12 protein-coding genes and 1 tRNA gene are annotated in these 15815 nt (G+C 73.7%); 10 read left to right on the top strand and 3 right to left on the bottom strand.

Annotated features, from left to right (window positions below):
- Nucleotides 1-8 precede the first annotated feature (8 nt).
- The 4 genes from ACH4TG_RS22955 to ACH4TG_RS22940 are packed head-to-tail and all read left to right on the top strand — an operon-like array spanning nt 9 to nt 5362.
- Nucleotides 9-1475, top strand: a complete 1467-nt coding sequence (locus ACH4TG_RS22955; protein ID WP_398244293.1) for a pyridoxal phosphate-dependent decarboxylase family protein — start codon at nt 9-11, stop codon at nt 1473-1475.
- A complete protein-coding gene (locus ACH4TG_RS22950; protein WP_398244292.1) occupies nt 1459-2754 on the top strand; it encodes a lysine N(6)-hydroxylase/L-ornithine N(5)-oxygenase family protein in 1296 nt (431 codons plus the stop codon). The genes ACH4TG_RS22955 and ACH4TG_RS22950 overlap by 17 nt, the downstream gene beginning before the upstream one ends.
- The gene (locus tag ACH4TG_RS22945) at nt 2751-3365 is read left to right on the top strand and encodes a GNAT family N-acetyltransferase (protein WP_398244291.1); all 615 of its coding nucleotides are present in this window, start codon (nt 2751-2753) and stop codon (nt 3363-3365) included. Before ACH4TG_RS22950 ends, ACH4TG_RS22945 begins: the two co-directional genes overlap by 4 nt.
- Nucleotides 3362-5362 (top strand): IucA/IucC family protein, encoded by a 2001-nt coding sequence (locus ACH4TG_RS22940; RefSeq protein WP_398244290.1) that lies wholly within the window; start codon nt 3362-3364, stop codon nt 5360-5362. Before ACH4TG_RS22945 ends, ACH4TG_RS22940 begins: the two co-directional genes overlap by 4 nt.
- Here ACH4TG_RS22940 and ACH4TG_RS22935 read toward each other — a convergent pair.
- Entirely contained in the window at nt 5326-7005 is a 1680-nt protein-coding gene (locus tag ACH4TG_RS22935; protein WP_398244340.1) for a family 20 glycosylhydrolase, read from the bottom strand. The two genes, ACH4TG_RS22940 and ACH4TG_RS22935, sit on opposite strands and share 37 nt — an antisense overlap.
- A gap of 282 nt (nt 7006-7287) precedes the next feature.
- Here ACH4TG_RS22935 and ACH4TG_RS22930 point away from each other — a divergent pair, with 282 nt between their 5' ends.
- On the top strand, nt 7288-7563 hold the full coding sequence (locus ACH4TG_RS22930) for a hypothetical protein (RefSeq protein WP_398244289.1): 276 nt from the start codon (nt 7288-7290) through the stop codon (nt 7561-7563).
- A gap of 100 nt (nt 7564-7663) precedes the next feature.
- The gene (gene glmS / locus ACH4TG_RS22925) at nt 7664-9478 is read left to right on the top strand and encodes a glutamine--fructose-6-phosphate transaminase (isomerizing) (protein ID WP_398244288.1); all 1815 of its coding nucleotides are present in this window, start codon (nt 7664-7666) and stop codon (nt 9476-9478) included.
- 139 nt (nt 9479-9617) lie between these two features.
- Here the strand turns inward: glmS and ACH4TG_RS22920 are convergent, their stop codons facing one another.
- Complete coding sequence (locus tag ACH4TG_RS22920; RefSeq protein ID WP_398244286.1) at nt 9618-10139, bottom strand: universal stress protein; 522 nt, start codon at nt 10137-10139, stop codon at nt 9618-9620.
- An 826-nt stretch (nt 10140-10965) separates the two neighbouring features.
- On the opposite strand from ACH4TG_RS22920, the gene ACH4TG_RS22915 reads away from it, so the two are divergent.
- The 3 genes from ACH4TG_RS22915 to ACH4TG_RS22905 all read left to right on the top strand — a co-directional run bounded on the left by ACH4TG_RS22915 (nt 10966) and on the right by ACH4TG_RS22905 (nt 13049).
- On the top strand, nt 10966-12255 hold the full coding sequence (locus tag ACH4TG_RS22915) for a helix-turn-helix domain-containing protein (protein ID WP_398244285.1): 1290 nt from the start codon (nt 10966-10968) through the stop codon (nt 12253-12255).
- Between the two features lie 5 nt (nt 12256-12260).
- Entirely contained in the window at nt 12261-12896 is a 636-nt protein-coding gene (orn, locus tag ACH4TG_RS22910) for an oligoribonuclease (RefSeq protein WP_398244284.1), read from the top strand.
- Between the two features lie 77 nt (nt 12897-12973).
- A tRNA-His gene (locus tag ACH4TG_RS22905) sits at nt 12974-13049 on the top strand.
- A 161-nt stretch (nt 13050-13210) separates the two neighbouring features.
- Here the strand turns inward: ACH4TG_RS22905 and ACH4TG_RS22900 are convergent.
- Nucleotides 13211-14518 (bottom strand): MFS transporter, encoded by a 1308-nt coding sequence (locus ACH4TG_RS22900; RefSeq protein ID WP_398244283.1) that lies wholly within the window; start codon nt 14516-14518, stop codon nt 13211-13213.
- A gap of 171 nt (nt 14519-14689) precedes the next feature.
- On the opposite strand from ACH4TG_RS22900, the gene ACH4TG_RS22895 reads away from it, so the two are divergent.
- A complete protein-coding gene (locus ACH4TG_RS22895; protein WP_398244282.1) occupies nt 14690-15640 on the top strand; it encodes a LysR family transcriptional regulator in 951 nt (316 codons plus the stop codon).
- The last annotated feature ends 175 nt before the right edge of the window (nt 15641-15815 follow it).

Here is a 15815-nt window from a genome sequence, read left to right as displayed (position 1 = left end):
GTCCGCCCATGCGCTCACACCTGCTCAACGACACCACGACGGAGCACTATCGGCGCTCCGTCTCCCGGGGAGTCGAGCGGGTGGCGGCCACCCTCGCCGCGACCGACCGGCCGTTCACCGGCATCACCCCCCAGGCGCTCGCCCCCCGGATCGACGCGATCGACCTGGACCGTCCGCTGGGCGACACCGCCGCCGCCCTGGACGAACTGGAGGGCGTCTACCTCCGCGACGCCGTCTACTTCCACCATCCCCGCTACCTCGCCCACCTCAACTGCCCGGTGGTCATCCCCGCGGTGACCGCGGAGGCGGTGCTCAGCGCCGTCAACTCCTCGCTGGACACCTGGGACCAGAGCGCCGGCGCCACCCTCATCGAGCGCCGCCTGGTCGCCTGGACGGCCGGCCGCCTGGGCCTGGGCCCGCGCGCCGACGGGGTGTTCACCAGCGGCGGCACCCAGTCCAACCTCCAGGCCCTGCTGCTCGCCCGCGAGGAGGCGCTCGCCGCCGGCGCCGACCCGGCCCGGCTGCGCGTCCTGGCCGGCGCGTGCGGCCACTTCAGCGTCCAGAAGTCGGCCGCCCTGCTGGGGCTGCCCGCCGGCGCCGTCGTCACCGTCGCCTGCGACGCGGACAAGCGGATGCGGCCCGAGGCACTCGCCCGGGAGCTGGAGCGCTGCGCCCGCGAGGGGTGGACGCCGATGGCCGTGGTGGCCACCGCCGGCACCACCGACTTCGGCTCCATCGACCCGCTGCCGGAGATCGCCGCGCTGTGCGCCCGGCACCGCGCGTGGCTGCACGTGGACGCCGCCTACGGCTGCGGGCTGCTGGTCTCACGGACCCGCCGCCACCTGCTGCGCGGCATCGAGCACGCCGACTCGGTGACCGTGGACTTCCACAAGTCCTTCTTCCAGCCGGTCAGTTCGAGCGCGGTCGTGGTGCGCGACGCCGCGGTGCTGCGCCACGCCACGTACCACTCCGACTACCTCAACCCGCGGCGGGCGGTGGCCGAGCGCATCCCCAACCAGGTCGACAAGTCCCTGCAGACCACCCGCCGCTTCGACGCGCTCAAGCTGTGGATGACGCTGCGGGTGATGGGCGCCGACGGGGTGGGCGAGCTGTTCGACGAGGTCCTGGACCTCGCCGGGCAGGCGTGGCTGCTGCTGGACGCCGACCCGCGGTTCGAGGTCGTCACCCGCCCCGCGCTCTCCACCCTGGTCTTCCGCTGGACGCCCCCGCAGGACGGCGCCGGCGCGCCCGGTCCCGACGACGTCGACCGCGCCAACCTCCACGCCCGCAAGGCGCTGGCCGCCTCCGGCGAGGCGGTCGTGGCCGGCACCACCGTGGACGGCCGCCACTACCTGAAGTTCACCCTGCTCAACCCGCTGACCACCACCGGCGACATCGCGGCCGTGCTCGACCTGCTCGCCGGCCACGCCGCCCGCTGCCTCAACCTGGGAGAGACCCTTGCCCACGCCTCGTGACGCGGCCCCGCGCGACGAGCCCGACTTCGTCGCCATCGGACTCGGGCCGTTCAACCTGGGCCTGGCCTGCCTCACCGAGCCGCTCGACGACCTGAACGGCGTGTTCCTGGAGAGCAAGCCGGACTTCGACTGGCACTCGGGGATGTTCCTGGAGGGCGCCACCCTGCAGACCCCGTTCCTGTCCGACCTGGTGACGCTCGCCGACCCCACCTCGCCGTTCGGCTTCCTCAACTACCTCAAGGAATCGGGGCGGTTGTACTCCTTCTACATCCGCGAGAGCTTCTATCCGCTGCGCGAGGAGTTCAACGACTACTGCCGCTGGGCTGCCGCCCGGCTGCGCTCGGTCCGGTTCGGCAGGACCGTCACCGAGGTCACCTACGACGAGGCGGACGGCCGCTACACCGTGCGCACCGGCACCGGCGAGACCTACCGGGCGCCGCGGCTGGTCCTGGGCACCGGCACCCCGCCGTACGTGCCGCCGGCGGCCGAGGGCGTCGGCGGCGACGCGGTGCACGCCGGCGGCTACCTGCCGGCCCGGGACCGGCTGCGCGCCAAGCGCAGCATCACGGTGGTCGGCAGCGGCCAGAGCGCGGCCGAGATCTACCACGACCTGCTCCAGGGCATCGACGACGGCGGCTACGCCCTGAACTGGGTGACCCGCTCCCCGCGCTTCTTCCCGCTCGAATACACCAAGCTCACCCTGGAGATGACCTCGCCGGAGTACGTGGACTACTTCCACGCGCTGCCCCCCGAGGTGCGCGGGCGGCTGAACGCCTCGCAGAAGAACCTCTACAAGGGCATCAACACCGAGCTGATCAACGCGATCTTCGACCTGCTGTACACCAGGAACCGCAGGGGCAAGGTGCCGACGCGGCTGCTGACCAACACCTCGCTCGACAGCGTCCGCCACGACCCGGGCACCGGCACCTACACGCTCGGGCTGCGCCAGCACGAGCAGGGCCGCGACCACACCCTGGCCACCGAGGGCCTGGTGCTGGCCACCGGATACCGCTACCGCGTGCCCGAGTTCCTGGCGCCGGTCCGCGACCGCATCCGGTGGGACGCGCAGGGCCGCTACGAGGTGACCCGCGACTACGCGATCGACGTCACCGGCCACGGCGTCTACGTGCAGAACGCCGAGCTGCACACCCACGGCTTCGCCGCCCCCGACCTCGGCATGGCCGCCTACCGCAACTCCCGGATCATCCGCGAGCTGCTCGGCGGCCGCGAGCCGTACCGCGTCGAAACGGCCATCGCCTTCCAGGAGTTCACCGCATGACCGCCCCCGACCTGTCCCGCGACCTGTCCCCGGGCCTCTTCCCCGGCCCCTCCCGCGACGCGTCCCCCGGCCCGTCCCCGGACCTGTCCCCGGAGCGCTTCACCTTCCGCCCGGTCGACCCGCCGGCCGACGCCGCGCTGCTGCACCGCTGGGTGACCCATCCCAAGGCCGGCTTCTGGCTGATGGGCGACGCGAACCCGTACGACGTCGAGCGCGCGTACGCCGACATCGCGCAGGCGCCGTACCAGGACGCGTTCCTCGGGCTGTACGACGGGCGGCCGGCGTTCCTGATGGAGCGCTACGACCCGGCGCGGGTGGAACTCGCCGGCCTGTACCCGGCCGAACCCGGCGATGTCGGCATGCACTTCCTGGTGGCGCCCGCGGACGAGCCCGTGCACGGCTTCACCCGCGCCGTGATCCGCGCGGTGATGACCGAGCTGTTCGCCGGCCCCGCCACCCGCCGGGTCGTGGTGGAGCCCGACGTCCGCAACACCGCGGTGCACGCGCTCAACCGCACCGTCGGCTTCACCCCGGTCCGGCGGATCACCACCCCGCACAAGGAGGCGCTGCTCAGCTTCTGCACCCGCGCCGGATTCGAGGCCACCCGATGACCGCACAGGGCGCCGGCACGTCGGCCCCCGCGACCGCGTCCAGCCCCGCAACCGCCCACCTCACCCCGGAGCACTGGGAGCGCGCCACCCGCCACCTGCTCCGCAAGGCGCTCGCCGAGTTCGCCCACGAGCGCCTGCTCACGCCCGTCCCGCTGGGCGCCGCGCCGGGCGCCCCGGGCGGCCGCCGGCGGTACGCCGTGGCCAGCGACGACGGCCGCACCGCCTACCGCTTCACCGCCGAACTCCTCGCCCTGGACCACTGGCACATAGACGCCGCCTCCCTCACCCGCCACCGGATCGGCGGCGAGGACGCCGCGGACGACCCGGCCGGCACGGACGGCACGGGCCGCGCAGCCGGTCCCGGCACCCCGGGCACCCCGGACGGCACCGCCGCTGACGACCAGGAGACCCCGCTCCCGCTCGACGCCCTGGCGTTCTTCACCGAACTGCGCACGACGCTGGGCCTGTCCGACCGGGTCCTGCCGCTGTACCTGGAGGAGATCACCGCGACGCTGGCGGCGCTGGCGTTCAAGGACGCCAAGGGGCAGCCGGACGCCGCGGAGCTGGCGGCGGCCGGCTTCCAGGCGGTGGAGAGCGGGATGACCGAGGGCCACCCCTGCTTCGTCGCGAACAGCGGGCGCCTCGGCTTCGGCGCCGACGACACGCTGCGGTACGCGCCGGAGGCTGCCACGCCGGTGCGGCTGATCTGGGTGGCGGCCCGCCGCGACCTCGCGGACTTCCACGCCGGCGAGGGCCTGGACTACCGGGCGCTGATCGAGGCCGAGCTGGACCCGGCGACCCGCGACCGGTTCGCCGCGGTCCTCACCGGCCTCGGCCTGGACCCGGACGGCTACCTGCTGATCCCGGTCCACCCCTGGCAGTGGGAGCACCGGCTCGCGGTGACCTTCGCCGGCGAACTCGCCCGGCGGCACCTGGTGCTGCTCGGCCCCGGCGACGACGCGTACCTCGCCCAGCAGTCGGTGCGCACCTTCTTCAACGCCGGCCGGCCGGACCGCCACTACGTCAAGACGGCGCTGTCCGTGCTGAACATGGGGTTCCTGCGCGGCCTGTCCGCCGCCTACATGGCGGCCACCCCGGCGATCAACGACTGGCTGGCGGCGCTGATCGCCGCCGATCCGACGCTGGCCGCCGCGCGGTTCTCGATCATCCGCGAGCGGGCGGCCGTCGGCTACCGGCACCTGCCGTTCGAGGCAGCGACCGGGAAGGGCTCGCCCTACCGGAAGATGCTGGCCGCGCTGTGGCGCGAGAGTCCCGTGCCCGCGCTGGAGGACGGCTGCTCGCTCGTCACGATGGCCGCGCTGCTGCACCGCGACGCCGCCGGCGGCTCGCTGGCCGCGGCGCTGATCGCCCGCTCCGGGCTGGCGCCCGAGCGCTGGCTGCGCGGCTACCTGGACGCCTACCTGGTGCCGGTGGTGCACAGCCTGTTCGCGTACGACCTGGCGTACATGCCGCACGGCGAGAACGTCATCCTGGTGCTCGGCGCGGACGGCGGGAGCGTGCGGCGCGCGGTGTTCAAGGACATCGCCGAGGAGATCGTGGTGATGGACCCGGCCGCCGAACTGCCGCCGCAGGTCGAGCGGATCAGGGCGGAGGTGCCCGAGGAGCTGCGGGCGCTGTCGGTGTTCACCGATGTCTTCGACTGCTTCCTGCGGTTCCTGAGCGCCACCCTGCACACCTGCGGGGTGCTGGACGAGACGGTGTTCTGGCGCACCGTCGCCGAGTGCGTCGCCGGCTACCAGGAGGCGCACCCGCAGCTGGCGGAGGCGTTCGCGCGCCACGACCTGTTCGCGCCGCGGTTCGCGCTGTCCTGCCTCAACCGCCTCCAGCTGCGCGACAACCAGCAGATGGTGGACCTCGCCGACCCGTCGTCGGCCCTGCAGTTCGCGGGCACCCTCGCCAACCCGCTGGCCGCCCACCGGCCCGGCTCCCGGCCGCCGTCTCAGGAGGCCGGCCAGTCCACCTGCGGCGACCGGTAGAAGCCGATGCCCAGCTGCTGCCACCGCGGCCCCTGCGCGGCCAGCCGCACCCGGTAGGCGTCCCAGTCGTGCGTGGCCGCCGGGGACCAGCCGAGTTCGGCGATCCCCGGCAGCCGCGGGAAGGCCAGGTAGTCGAGGTCGGCGCCGGTGCGGACGGTCTCGGTCCACAGCGGGGCCTCGACCCCGTACACCGCGCCGGCCGGCAGGCCCGCGAGGAACGACGCCGGGTCCCAGTCGTAGGCGGTCCGCGCCTCCACGTACCCGGCCCAGTGCTGGCCGACGGGGCTGGCCGGGGTGTACTGCATGTCGAGGTAGGCGCGGCTCGCCGGGGACATGATGACCCGGGTGCCGGCCCTCGCCGCGGCGACGACCGCGCTCTCGTCGCCCGTGGTGCCCCAGTACTGGACGAGGGCGCCGGGCACCGGGTGCGCGGCGTCGAGCTGGTGCCAGCCGATCACGGTCTTGCCGTACCGGGTGACCATCGGCTGCACCCTGTCCATGTAGGCCACGTAGTCCGCGGCGCTGGTGGAGTGCGCCTCGTCGCCGCCGATGTGCAGGTAGAGGCCGGGCGTCAGCGCGGCGATCTCGCGGATGACGTCGTCGAGGAAGGCGTAGGTCTCCGGCTTCGGCACGCACAGCGAGCTGAAGCCCACCTTGGTGCCGGTGTACAGGGGCGGGGCCTTCCCGTCGCAGTCGAGTTCCGGGTACGAGGCGAGGGCCGCGGTGGTGTGCCCGGGACCGTCGATCTCCGGGACGACGGTGAGGAAGCGGCTCGCGGCGTGGCGGACGATCGCCCGGTAGTCGTCCTGGGTGTAGAAGCCGCCGGGACCGCCGCCGACCTCGGTGCTGCCGCCGTACGCCGCCAGGCGCGGCCGGGAGCCGACGGCGATCCGCCAGCCCTGGTCGTCGGTGAGGTGCAGGTGCAGCGTGTTGACCTTGTACAGGGCCAGCTCGTCGACGTACCGCTCGACCTGGGCGACGGTCAGGAAGTGCCGGGCCACGTCGAGCATCGCGCCGCGGTAGGCGTAGCGCGGCACGTCGCGGATGTCGGCGTCCGGTACGGTCCACGCGGCGCCGGGCACCGCGGTGCGGCTCTCGACCGCGGCCGGCAGCAGCTGCCGCAGGGTCTGCACGCCGTGGAACAGCCCGGCGGCCGTACGCGCGCTGATCACCACCGAGCGGGCGCCGGTGCGCAGCCGGTAGCCCTCCTCGCCCAGGCCCCGGTCGGTGTCCCCGAGCGCCAGCACGATCCCGCCGGCCCGGTCCGCCGGCGTCCCGGCGGGCACCGCCACCACCGGCAGCGGATAGCCGGTCGACGGCCGCAGCAGCGAGGCCGCGTACGCCGCCACCCCGGCCGCGCTCGCGGGCGCCGTGGCTCCGCGGGCGCCGCGGGCGCCGTCCCCGCCGTCCGGGGCGGACGGATCATCCGATCCCGCGTGTCCCGCCGCGTCACCGCCCGCACGCGTGCCCGCGCCCGCGATCCCGATCGCCGTGCCGCGCGTGAGGCGGAACGCCCCGCCGCCCGCGCGGACCGCGGCGGGCACGGGCACCACCCGGGCGGCCACGGCCGCCGCGGCGGTGGCCGCGGCCGGCTCGGAGGAGGCGGTTCTCGCGCCCGCAGCGGAGGCGCCCGCGGCCAGCATCAGGGCGCACAGCGCGCGCGGCACCGCGCCGTGGAGGACCCGGGACCGGGGCCGGCCGGGCGGCGGGACCGGGTCGGCCCCCGGCCGCGCGGCGTCGCGTCGTGTCACGCCCCCACGAGTAGCCCCCGCGACCGGACCCGGTCAAGGCGGCCCGCACCGCGCGGCCCGCCACGACCGCTCCCCCGCCCCTTCTTCACTCTTCTGGCCGCGCTTGTCCGGCTTCCCTGCCCGAAATCGGGCAGGATTCTTGCAAACCAAAGATGATCACACCAGTATCAACGGGTGCTCGAACGCCGGACGTCCTACGAGGACCTCATCGACCACCTGGTCCGCACCACGTCGCTGCACCGCGGCGAGGCGACCCGGGTGGTACTGGACGTCCTGGCGTACTTCGACGAGACGACCGAGGAGTTCGTCCGCCGCAGACACCGCGAGCTCCAGGCCAAGGGCCTGGTGAACGCGGAGATCTTCCAGCGGATCGCCGAGGAGCTGCCGCACCGGGCCGTGGCCCCTGCGACGCTCTCCCAGCGCCAGCTCCGCCGGATCGTCTACGGCTGAGCCGTCCCCACCGGGCAGCACCCGGAGCGGACGGCTCGCGCGCCCCACGGCGCTTTTCTGGATTCACCACGACGCAGGACGACGGAGAGGGACGGCATATATGTGCGGAATCGTCGGATACATCGGCAGGCGTGACGTCGCACCACTGCTGCTGGAGGGCCTGCAGCGGCTGGAGTACCGGGGCTACGACTCGGCCGGCGTCGTCATCAGCGGGAAGTCCGGCGACCTGCGCACGGTCAAGGCCAAGGGCCGGGTGCGCGACCTGGAGGCGCGCATCCCCAAGCGGTTCGCCGGCACCACTGGCATCGCCCACACCCGCTGGGCCACCCACGGCGCCCCGAGCGACGAGAACGCCCACCCGCACCTGGACACCGAGGGCCAGGTCGCCGTCGTCCACAACGGCATCATCGACAACGCCTCGGAGCTGCGCGCCAAGCTGACCGCCGACGGCACGGTCTTCGCCTCGGAGACCGACACCGAGGTGCTCGCCCACCTGATCGGCCGCTCCGACGCCGAGACGCTGGAGAAGAAGGTCAGCGAGGCGCTGCGCGTGGTCGAGGGCACCTACGGCATCGCCGTGATGCACAAGGACTTCCCGGACCGGATCGTGGTGGCGCGCAACGGCTCGCCGGTGGTGCTCGGCATCGGCGAGAAGGAGATGTTCGTCGCCTCCGACGTCGCCGCGCTGGTCACCCACACCCGCCAGGTGGTGACCCTCGGCGACGGCGAGATGGCCACCCTCAAGGCGGACGACTTCCGCACGTACACCACCGAGGGCTCCCTGACGACGGCCACGCCCACCACCGTGGAGTGGGAGGCCGAGTCGTACGACATGGGCGGCCACGACACGTACATGCACAAGGAGATCGTCGAGCAGGTCGAGGCCGTGGACCGGGTGCTGCGCGGCCGGATCGACGACCGGTTCGCCACCGTCCACCTGGGCGGGCTGAACCTGGACCCGGGCGAGGCCCGCCGGGTGCGCCGGATCAAGATCCTCGGCTGCGGCACCAGCTACCACGCGGGCCAGATCGGCGCGCAGCTGATCGAGGAGCTGGCGCGCATCCCCGCGGACGCGGAGCCGGCCTCGGAGTTCCGCTACCGCAACCCCGTGGTGGACCCCGACACCCTGTACGTGGCGGTGTCGCAGTCCGGTGAGACCTACGACGTGCTGGCCGCCGTGCAGGAGCTGAAGCGCAAGGGCGCGCGGGTGCTGGGCGTGGTCAACGTGGTGGGCTCGGCGATCGCCCGCGAGGCGGACGGCGGCACCTACGTGCACGCCGGGCCCGAGGTGTGCGTGGTGTCCACCAAGTGCTTCACCAACACCGTGGTGGCCTTCGCGCTGCTCGCCCTGCACCTGGGCCGGATCCGCGACCTGTCGGTCGCCGACGGCCGCCGGATCATCGACGGGCTGCGCCGGCTGCCCGGGCAGATCGACGAGATCCTCAAGACCGAGCCGGAGATCAAGCAGCTGGCCAAGCAGTACGCGGACGCCCGCTCGATGCTCTTCATCGGCCGGGTGCGCGGCTACCCGGTGGCCCGCGAGGCGTCGCTGAAGCTGAAGGAGGTCAGCTACATCCACGCCGAGGCGTACCCGGCCTCCGAGCTCAAGCACGGGCCGCTGGCGCTGATCGAGCCTGCCATGCCGACCGTGGCGATCGTCCCCGACGACGACCTGCTGGAGAAGAACCGCGCGGCGATGGAGGAGATCAAGGCCCGCAGCGGCCGGATCCTCGCGGTCGCGCACCAGGAGCAGGAGAAGGCGGACCACACGATCGTGGTACCGAAGAACGAGGACGAGCTGGACCCGATCCTGATGGGCATCCCGCTCCAGCTGTTCGCGTACCACACCGCCCTGGCGCTGGGCCGGGACATCGACAAGCCGCGGAACCTGGCGAAATCCGTCACCGTCGAGTAGGCGCGCGACACCGGGAGTACGACGCGGGCCCCGCCGATCGGCGGGGCCCGCGGTCGTGCGCGGCGCGCACCTCGGCTGCGCCGCACGGAGCCGCGGATGTGCCCGCGGCGGGACGGACGGGGTCGGGCGGGGTCGGGAACTACGGGATGACGACGACGGGGCGCTGGGCGCGGCGGGCGAGCCGGCCGGCGACCGAGCCGAAGATCCGCCCGACGAGGCCGTGGGTGCCGCCGACCACGATCGCGTCGGCCTCGTACTCCCGGCCGACCTCCTCCAGTTCGTGGCAGATGTCGCCGCCGCGCTCCACCAGGACCCAGGACATCTCCGCCAGGTGGTCCGCGCAGGCCAGTTCCAGGCCCAGCACCTCGGTGCGGTGGTCGGGGACGTCGACGAAGACCGGTGGCTCGCAGCCCGCCCACACCGTGGCCGGCAGCCGGTTGGCGACGTGCACGATGATCAGCGCGGTACCGGTCCTGCGGGCCATGCCGATGGCATAGGACAGCGCGCGCTCGCTGGAGGTGGAACCGTCGAAGCCCACCACGATGCCGTGCCGGAAGGCAGGGTCGCATGCGTGGCGCAGCGTGGGAGCCTGCTCGGGCAGTGCCGCCGACTCGGCGAGCGGCCTGCGGTCGGCAGGCTCGGGGTACTCAGGACCGGCCATGATGCGGATTCTCGGCGAGGGCGGCGCTGACGCGCCGAGCAGCGGACAGGACGGTTCGCGCGGGGCGGGCCGCCGCAGCGGCCTGTTTCGGCCAGTTCGCCACTTCCCGTCCCACTCCCTCCAGAGTACGGCCGTGGGGACCACCTGCACAGGCGCAGCCGGGCCCCCACAAGGACTCCCGTACCCGGAGTTCCCAGGAGAATGCCGGAGCACGGCCCAGAGTGCAACGCCATCACGCCAACCCGTCGCACGGCCGGGCGCACGGGCGCACCGCGGGGGCGCACCTCGGTCGCCCGGCCGGGCCGGTCCCCGGCGAGGTCAGGACGCGCCCCGTGGCGCGCCCGCGGGCGGCGCCGCGGGGGCCTGCGGGATACCGCGAAGAAGGCGGATTCCCAGGGGAATTCAAGGATGCCCGCTCCCGGGCCGCACTCCGGCGCACTTCCCGGCGCATGGTGCCCGACCGCCCCGCCAAGAGGGCGATTTTCGGCCAACTTCCCTTCCCTGTGGCCGTGTTGGGACGGATGCCGGCTAACACCTCTGCCACCTGCGGTTCTACGATGCACGTCGGCTCTCGACGACGCGTCACGCGCCGGACGGGGCTCCTGTGACGTGAGGCGTACTTCCCAGTGGGCGCTGTGAGTGAAACGCTTCGTGATCGAATGCTTTACGCCACGTTGTCTTGTCGATTTAGCGTCAGATGAGGAAGTTGTCACTAACGCCCCACCTGACACAGTAGATTTGATCATGAGGTGGCTGCGCCGGACAACGGGGGAGTACGTGCAGGACCGAGGGGACGACGCGTCGATACGAGGGGGGCTAGAGCTCCATGAGCCAGGAGTCCGGTTCCGGTACGGCGACGGACACTTCGTCGCAAGCACCATCCGCATCGCCTCGCGCCATCCGTAAACTCTCCGCGCGGCGCCGGCCCGAGGTCGTCGCGGTGCTGCTCTTCAGCGGTGGCCCGATATTCGAGAGTTCCATACCGCTGTCGGTGTTCGGCATCGACCGGCAGGACGCGGGCGTGCCCCGCTACCGGCTGCTGGTGTGCGCCGGCGAGGAGGGCCCGCTGCGCACCACGGGCGGCCTGGAGCTGAGCGCGCCCTACGGCCTGGAGGCGCTGTCGCGGGCCGGCACGGTGGTGGTGCCGACCTGGCGCTCGATCTCGCAGGCGCCGCCGCCCGACGCCCTGGAGGCGATCCGGCGGGCCCACGAGGAGGGCGCGCGGATCATCGGCCTGTGCACCGGTGCCTTCGTGCTGGCCGCCGCCGGGCTGCTGGACGGCCGGCCGGCCACCACGCACTGGATGTACGCGCCCACGCTCGCCAAGCGCTACCCGTCGGTGCACGTGGACCCGCGCGAGCTGTTCGTGGACGACGGCGACGTGCTGACCTCCGCGGGGACCGCCGCCGGCATCGACCTGTGCCTGCACGTGGTGCGCACCGACCACGGCACCGACGCGGCCGCCGCGCTGGCCCGCCGGCTGGTCGTGCCGCCGCGGCGCTCGGACTGGCAGACCGGGCAGCGGCACCTGGACAGGTCTTTACCCGAGGAGATCGGCGCCGACCCGCTGGCCGAGGTCGTCGCCTGGGCGCTGGAGCACCTCCACGAGCAGTTCGACGTGGAGGCGCTGGCCGCGCGCGCCTACATGAGCCGGCGGACCTTCGACCGCAGGTTCCGGTCGCTCACCGGGAGCGCGCCGCTGCAGTGGCTGATCACCCAGCGGGTGCTGCAGGCCCAGCGGCTGCTGGAGACCTCGGACTACTCGGTGGACGAGGTCGCCGGCCGCTGCGGGTTCCGGTCCCCGGTGGCGCTGCGCGGGCACTTCCGGCGCCAGCTGGGGTCCTCCCCCGCCTCGTACCGGGCCGCCTACCGCGCCAGGCGGCCCCAGGACGAGCCGGACCGGCCCCTGCCGACCCCGGAGGTCCCCGCGCTCCGGCGCGGCCCGGTGGCGCAGATCCTGGCCGTCGCCGGCAAGGCCGACGGCGAGGCGTACGCCCGGGTGCCGGACCAGCCCGGCCGGGGCGACATGGCCGAGGGACCCGGGCGTACCCGGCTGCGCACCGCCCGCGGCCTGGGTGCCGCACTCCCCGGCCCGCGAGATCGACCCGTAGGGTGAGACACATGAACGACCGGATGGTGTGGATCGACTGTGAGATGACGGGGCTGTCGCTGGCGCATGACGCGCTCATCGAGGTGGCCGCCCTCGTCACCGACTCCGAGCTGAACATCCTCGGCGAGGGGGTGGACATCGTCATCCGCCCGCCCGCCGAGTCGCTGGAGTCGATGCCGGAGATCGTCCGGCAGATGCACACCACGTCCGGGCTGCTGGACGAGCTGGCCGAGGGCGTCAGCATGGCCGAGGCGGAGAAGATCGTCCTGGACTACGTGCGCGAGCACGTCACGGAGCCGCGCAAGGCACCGCTGTGCGGGAACTCGGTCTCCACCGACCGCGGCTTCCTCGCCCGGGACATGCCGACGCTCGAGCAGCACCTGCACTACCGGATCGTCGACGTCTCGTCGGTCAAGGAGCTGGCCCGCCGCTGGTACCCGCGGGCCTACTTCAACAGCCCCGAGAAGAACGGCAACCACCGGGCGCTGGCCGACATCCGCGAGTCGATCGCCGAGCTGCGGTACTACCGCGAGGCGGTGTTCGTCCCCGCTCCCGGCCCGGACACCGACACCGCCCGGGCGATCGCCGCGAAGCACGTCGTGCCTGCCGCGACGGACGCCGGCGCCACCCCGGACACCCCCGCATAACAGGGGCGCGACCACCCCTCGCCACCCTGTACACTTTTCCAGGCGGCGCCACCCCGGCAGGGACAGCGCCGCTGATGGTGGGTGTAGCTCAGCTGGTAGAGCACCTGGTTGTGGTCCAGGATGTCGCGGGTTCGAGTCCCGTCACTCACCCCACCTCGCAGGGGCGCCCGGCCGCGGAAACGTGGCTGGGCGCCCCTTTGCACGTCCGCGGCCGGGCGAGCGGCAGCTCGGGCCCGGGCTGGTCACCGCCGTGAGCCCGGTCCCGCTGCAGATCGACGTGCACCCGGTCCCGGCCGACCGGAGGAGGTGCCGGACTACTCCTGGAGGTCGGTCGAGGTGACCGGCGAGCCGGTGCGGGGGCGGCTGAGGGGGGCCGGGGGGCTCTGCGTCGCGGGGCGCCGGGGCAGGAGGAGGGGGGTGGTGAGGATGAGGAGGCCGACGGCCGTGAGGGCGGTGCGCGGGCTGGTGGCGTCGGCGAGCAGGCCGGCGAGCGCGGTGAGGACGGCGATGGCCGCCTGCTGACCGATGGACCACGCCGCCAGCGTGCGGGCGACCAGGTGCTGGGGCGTGTGCTCCAGCCGGTAGGTGGCCAGCACCGGCGTGTACAGGCTCATGTTGACGATGATCGCCAGCTCGACGGCGATGACCGTGACGAGGCCGACCACCCCGGGCCGGACGAACGCCAGGCCGATCAGCCAGACGGCGCGCAGCGTGCCGACCGTGCGGAACACCGCGTCCTGGCCGTAGCGGGCGACGACCCGGCGGGCCAGCCGTGAGCCGACCAGCCCGCCGAGGCAGGGGGCGGCGAACGCCAGGCCGTACTGCCAGGGCGGGAAGCCGAGTTGGCGGAGCAGCAGCACGGCCAGCAGCGGCTCGGTGGCCATGATCAGACCGCCGACGAGCATGTTGTTGAGGTAGAGGCCCCGCAGTCCGGGGTGCCCCGCGATGTGGCGCCAGCCGTCGAGCAGCGCACCACCCCTCAACGTGCCGCCGCCGCGCGCCGAACCGCCGCCCGCCCGCTCGGCGTCCCGCACCGGCGCCTCCTCCCGCTCCCGGATCGCGCTGATCCCCAGCGCGGAGAGCAGATAGCTGGCCGCGTCCGCCACGACCGTGGTGACCGGGCCGAACAGGCCGATCGCCGCCCCGCCCAGCGGCGGCCCGACCGCGATGGAGCTCCAGTTCGTGGACTCGAAGCGGGAGTTGGCCACCAGCAGGTCGTCCGGCCGGACCAGGGACTTCAGGTAGGCGCCGCTGGCCGCGTTGAAGGCGATCTTGGCCGCGGCGACCAGCGCCGAGGTCGCGATCAGCTGCGCGAAGGTCAGCGCGCCGAGGGCGTAGCAGACCGGGACCATCGCCATGACGGCGAACCGGGTCAGGTCCATCGCGACCATCATCGGCCGCTTGCGCCGGAACTCCACCCACGGCGCGAGGGGCACCGCGATCAGCGCCCCGACCGCGGGCCCCACCGCGGACAGCGCGGACACCTGGGCGGGGCCGGCGTGCAGCGCCAGCACGGCGATCAGCGGGAGGGCCCCGAACCCGAGACCCGACCCGTACGCGCTCACCGCGTACGCCGCCCACAGCCAGCCGAACGACCGGCCCAACCGTCTCCTGGCCACCATGCGCAGCGCGCCCCCTCGCCCTCGATCCGTCCTCGATCTGCCGTCGATCCGCCCTCGCCCCGGGGAGGACGGCGTCGACCGGTGAGAGCTAACCGAGCGGCGACGCCGCAGGTCAAACAACCGCCCGGCCCGCGATTCACAACCGCCGGTTGTTCACTAAGGTGGGTCGGCGTGGACCTCGAAGCCGTACGCACCTTCGTCGCCGTCGCGGAGGCGGGCCAGTTCCAGGAGGCCGCGGCGGGCCTGTCGGTCACCCAGCAGGCCGTCTCCAAGCGGGTCGCCGCGCTGGAGAAGGAACTGGACGTACGGCTGTTCACCCGGACCGCCCGCGGCACCCGGCTGACCGTCGACGGCCAGGCGTTCCTGCCGCACGCCCACGAACTCCTGCGGGTGGCGGAGCGGGCCGACGCGTCCGTCCGGCCGGGCCGCCGGGCGCTGCGCGTGGACGTGGTCAACCGGCGGATCACAACGGCCTGGCTCGTCCAGGACTTCTACCGGCTGCACCCGGAGATCGAGCTGGACGTGGTGACGCTGGACACCGACGTCGAGGGCGCGGTCGCCGCCGTGGCGGCCGGCACGGTCGACGCGACGTTCCACGCGGTGCCGCCACGGCAGCACCTGCCGGAGGCGATCGGCACCGCACGGGTGGTCGACGAGCCGCACGAGCTGCTCGTCGGACCGCGCCACCCGCTCGCCGGTGCCCGCGCCGTGGCGCCGGAGCGGCTCGCCGGGCACCGGATCCGGATGCCGGGACTGGACGGGCGCGGCGAAGTGACCGACTACTACGCCGAGTTCACCGCGACCTTCGGCGTCACGATCGACGCGGTGGGGCCGCTCTTCGGGAACGAGGCGCTGCTCGCCGAGATCGCCGGCTCCGCGGACCTGGCGACGCTGGTCGGCGAGGGCTCGCGGTATCTGTGGCCGGACAGCTACGACCTGCGCCGCATCCCGGTGCGCGGCCCGGCGCCGGTCTACCCGATGTCGCTGATCTGGCGCGACGACAACCCGCACCCGGGCCTGGCCGCGCTCCGCGACCACCTCGTCGCCCGCCGCACTCCCCCGTCCGAGGCCGACGACCTCTGGTTCCCCACCTGGAACCGCCGCCCGGCCCCGCGTCCGTAGCGAGCGGGCACCGCGGGACGCCGCCCCGGACGGCCCCGGGACCGCCCCTCGGCCAGCCCCGACGACAGCCCCGACGACAGCCCCGACGACACACCGCGGGCCCGCCCTCCGCACTCTCCGCGGGGGCGGGCCTGCGGGTCCCGGGGTGGGGGGCGGCGGGCCGGACGGCTGGCAG

Source organism: Streptomyces sp. NPDC020917 (assembly GCF_044333795.1).
Classification (GTDB): domain Bacteria; phylum Actinomycetota; class Actinomycetes; order Streptomycetales; family Streptomycetaceae; genus Actinacidiphila.
This window is presented reverse-complemented; position numbering and strand designations above follow the sequence as displayed.

What these genes read in the sequence shown, in the direction of transcription:
- ACH4TG_RS22955 (WP_398244293.1), top strand. Translation starts at nt 9, where the DNA reads ATGCGCTCACACCTGCTCAACGACACCACGACGGAGCACTATCGGCGC.
- ACH4TG_RS22945 (WP_398244291.1), top strand. Translation starts at nt 2,751, where the DNA reads ATGACCGCCCCCGACCTGTCCCGCGACCTGTCCCCGGGCCTCTTCCCC.
- ACH4TG_RS22940 (WP_398244290.1), top strand. Translation starts at nt 3,362, where the DNA reads ATGACCGCACAGGGCGCCGGCACGTCGGCCCCCGCGACCGCGTCCAGC.
- ACH4TG_RS22935 (WP_398244340.1), bottom strand. Translation starts at nt 7,005, where the DNA reads ATGCTGGCCGCGGGCGCCTCCGCTGCGGGCGCGAGAACCGCCTCCTCC.
- glmS (WP_398244288.1), top strand. Translation starts at nt 7,664, where the DNA reads ATGTGCGGAATCGTCGGATACATCGGCAGGCGTGACGTCGCACCACTG.
- ACH4TG_RS22920 (WP_398244286.1), bottom strand. Translation starts at nt 10,139, where the DNA reads ATGGCCGGTCCTGAGTACCCCGAGCCTGCCGACCGCAGGCCGCTCGCC.
- ACH4TG_RS22915 (WP_398244285.1), top strand. Translation starts at nt 10,966, where the DNA reads ATGAGCCAGGAGTCCGGTTCCGGTACGGCGACGGACACTTCGTCGCAA.
- orn (WP_398244284.1), top strand. Translation starts at nt 12,261, where the DNA reads ATGAACGACCGGATGGTGTGGATCGACTGTGAGATGACGGGGCTGTCG.
- ACH4TG_RS22900 (WP_398244283.1), bottom strand. Translation starts at nt 14,518, where the DNA reads ATGGTGGCCAGGAGACGGTTGGGCCGGTCGTTCGGCTGGCTGTGGGCG.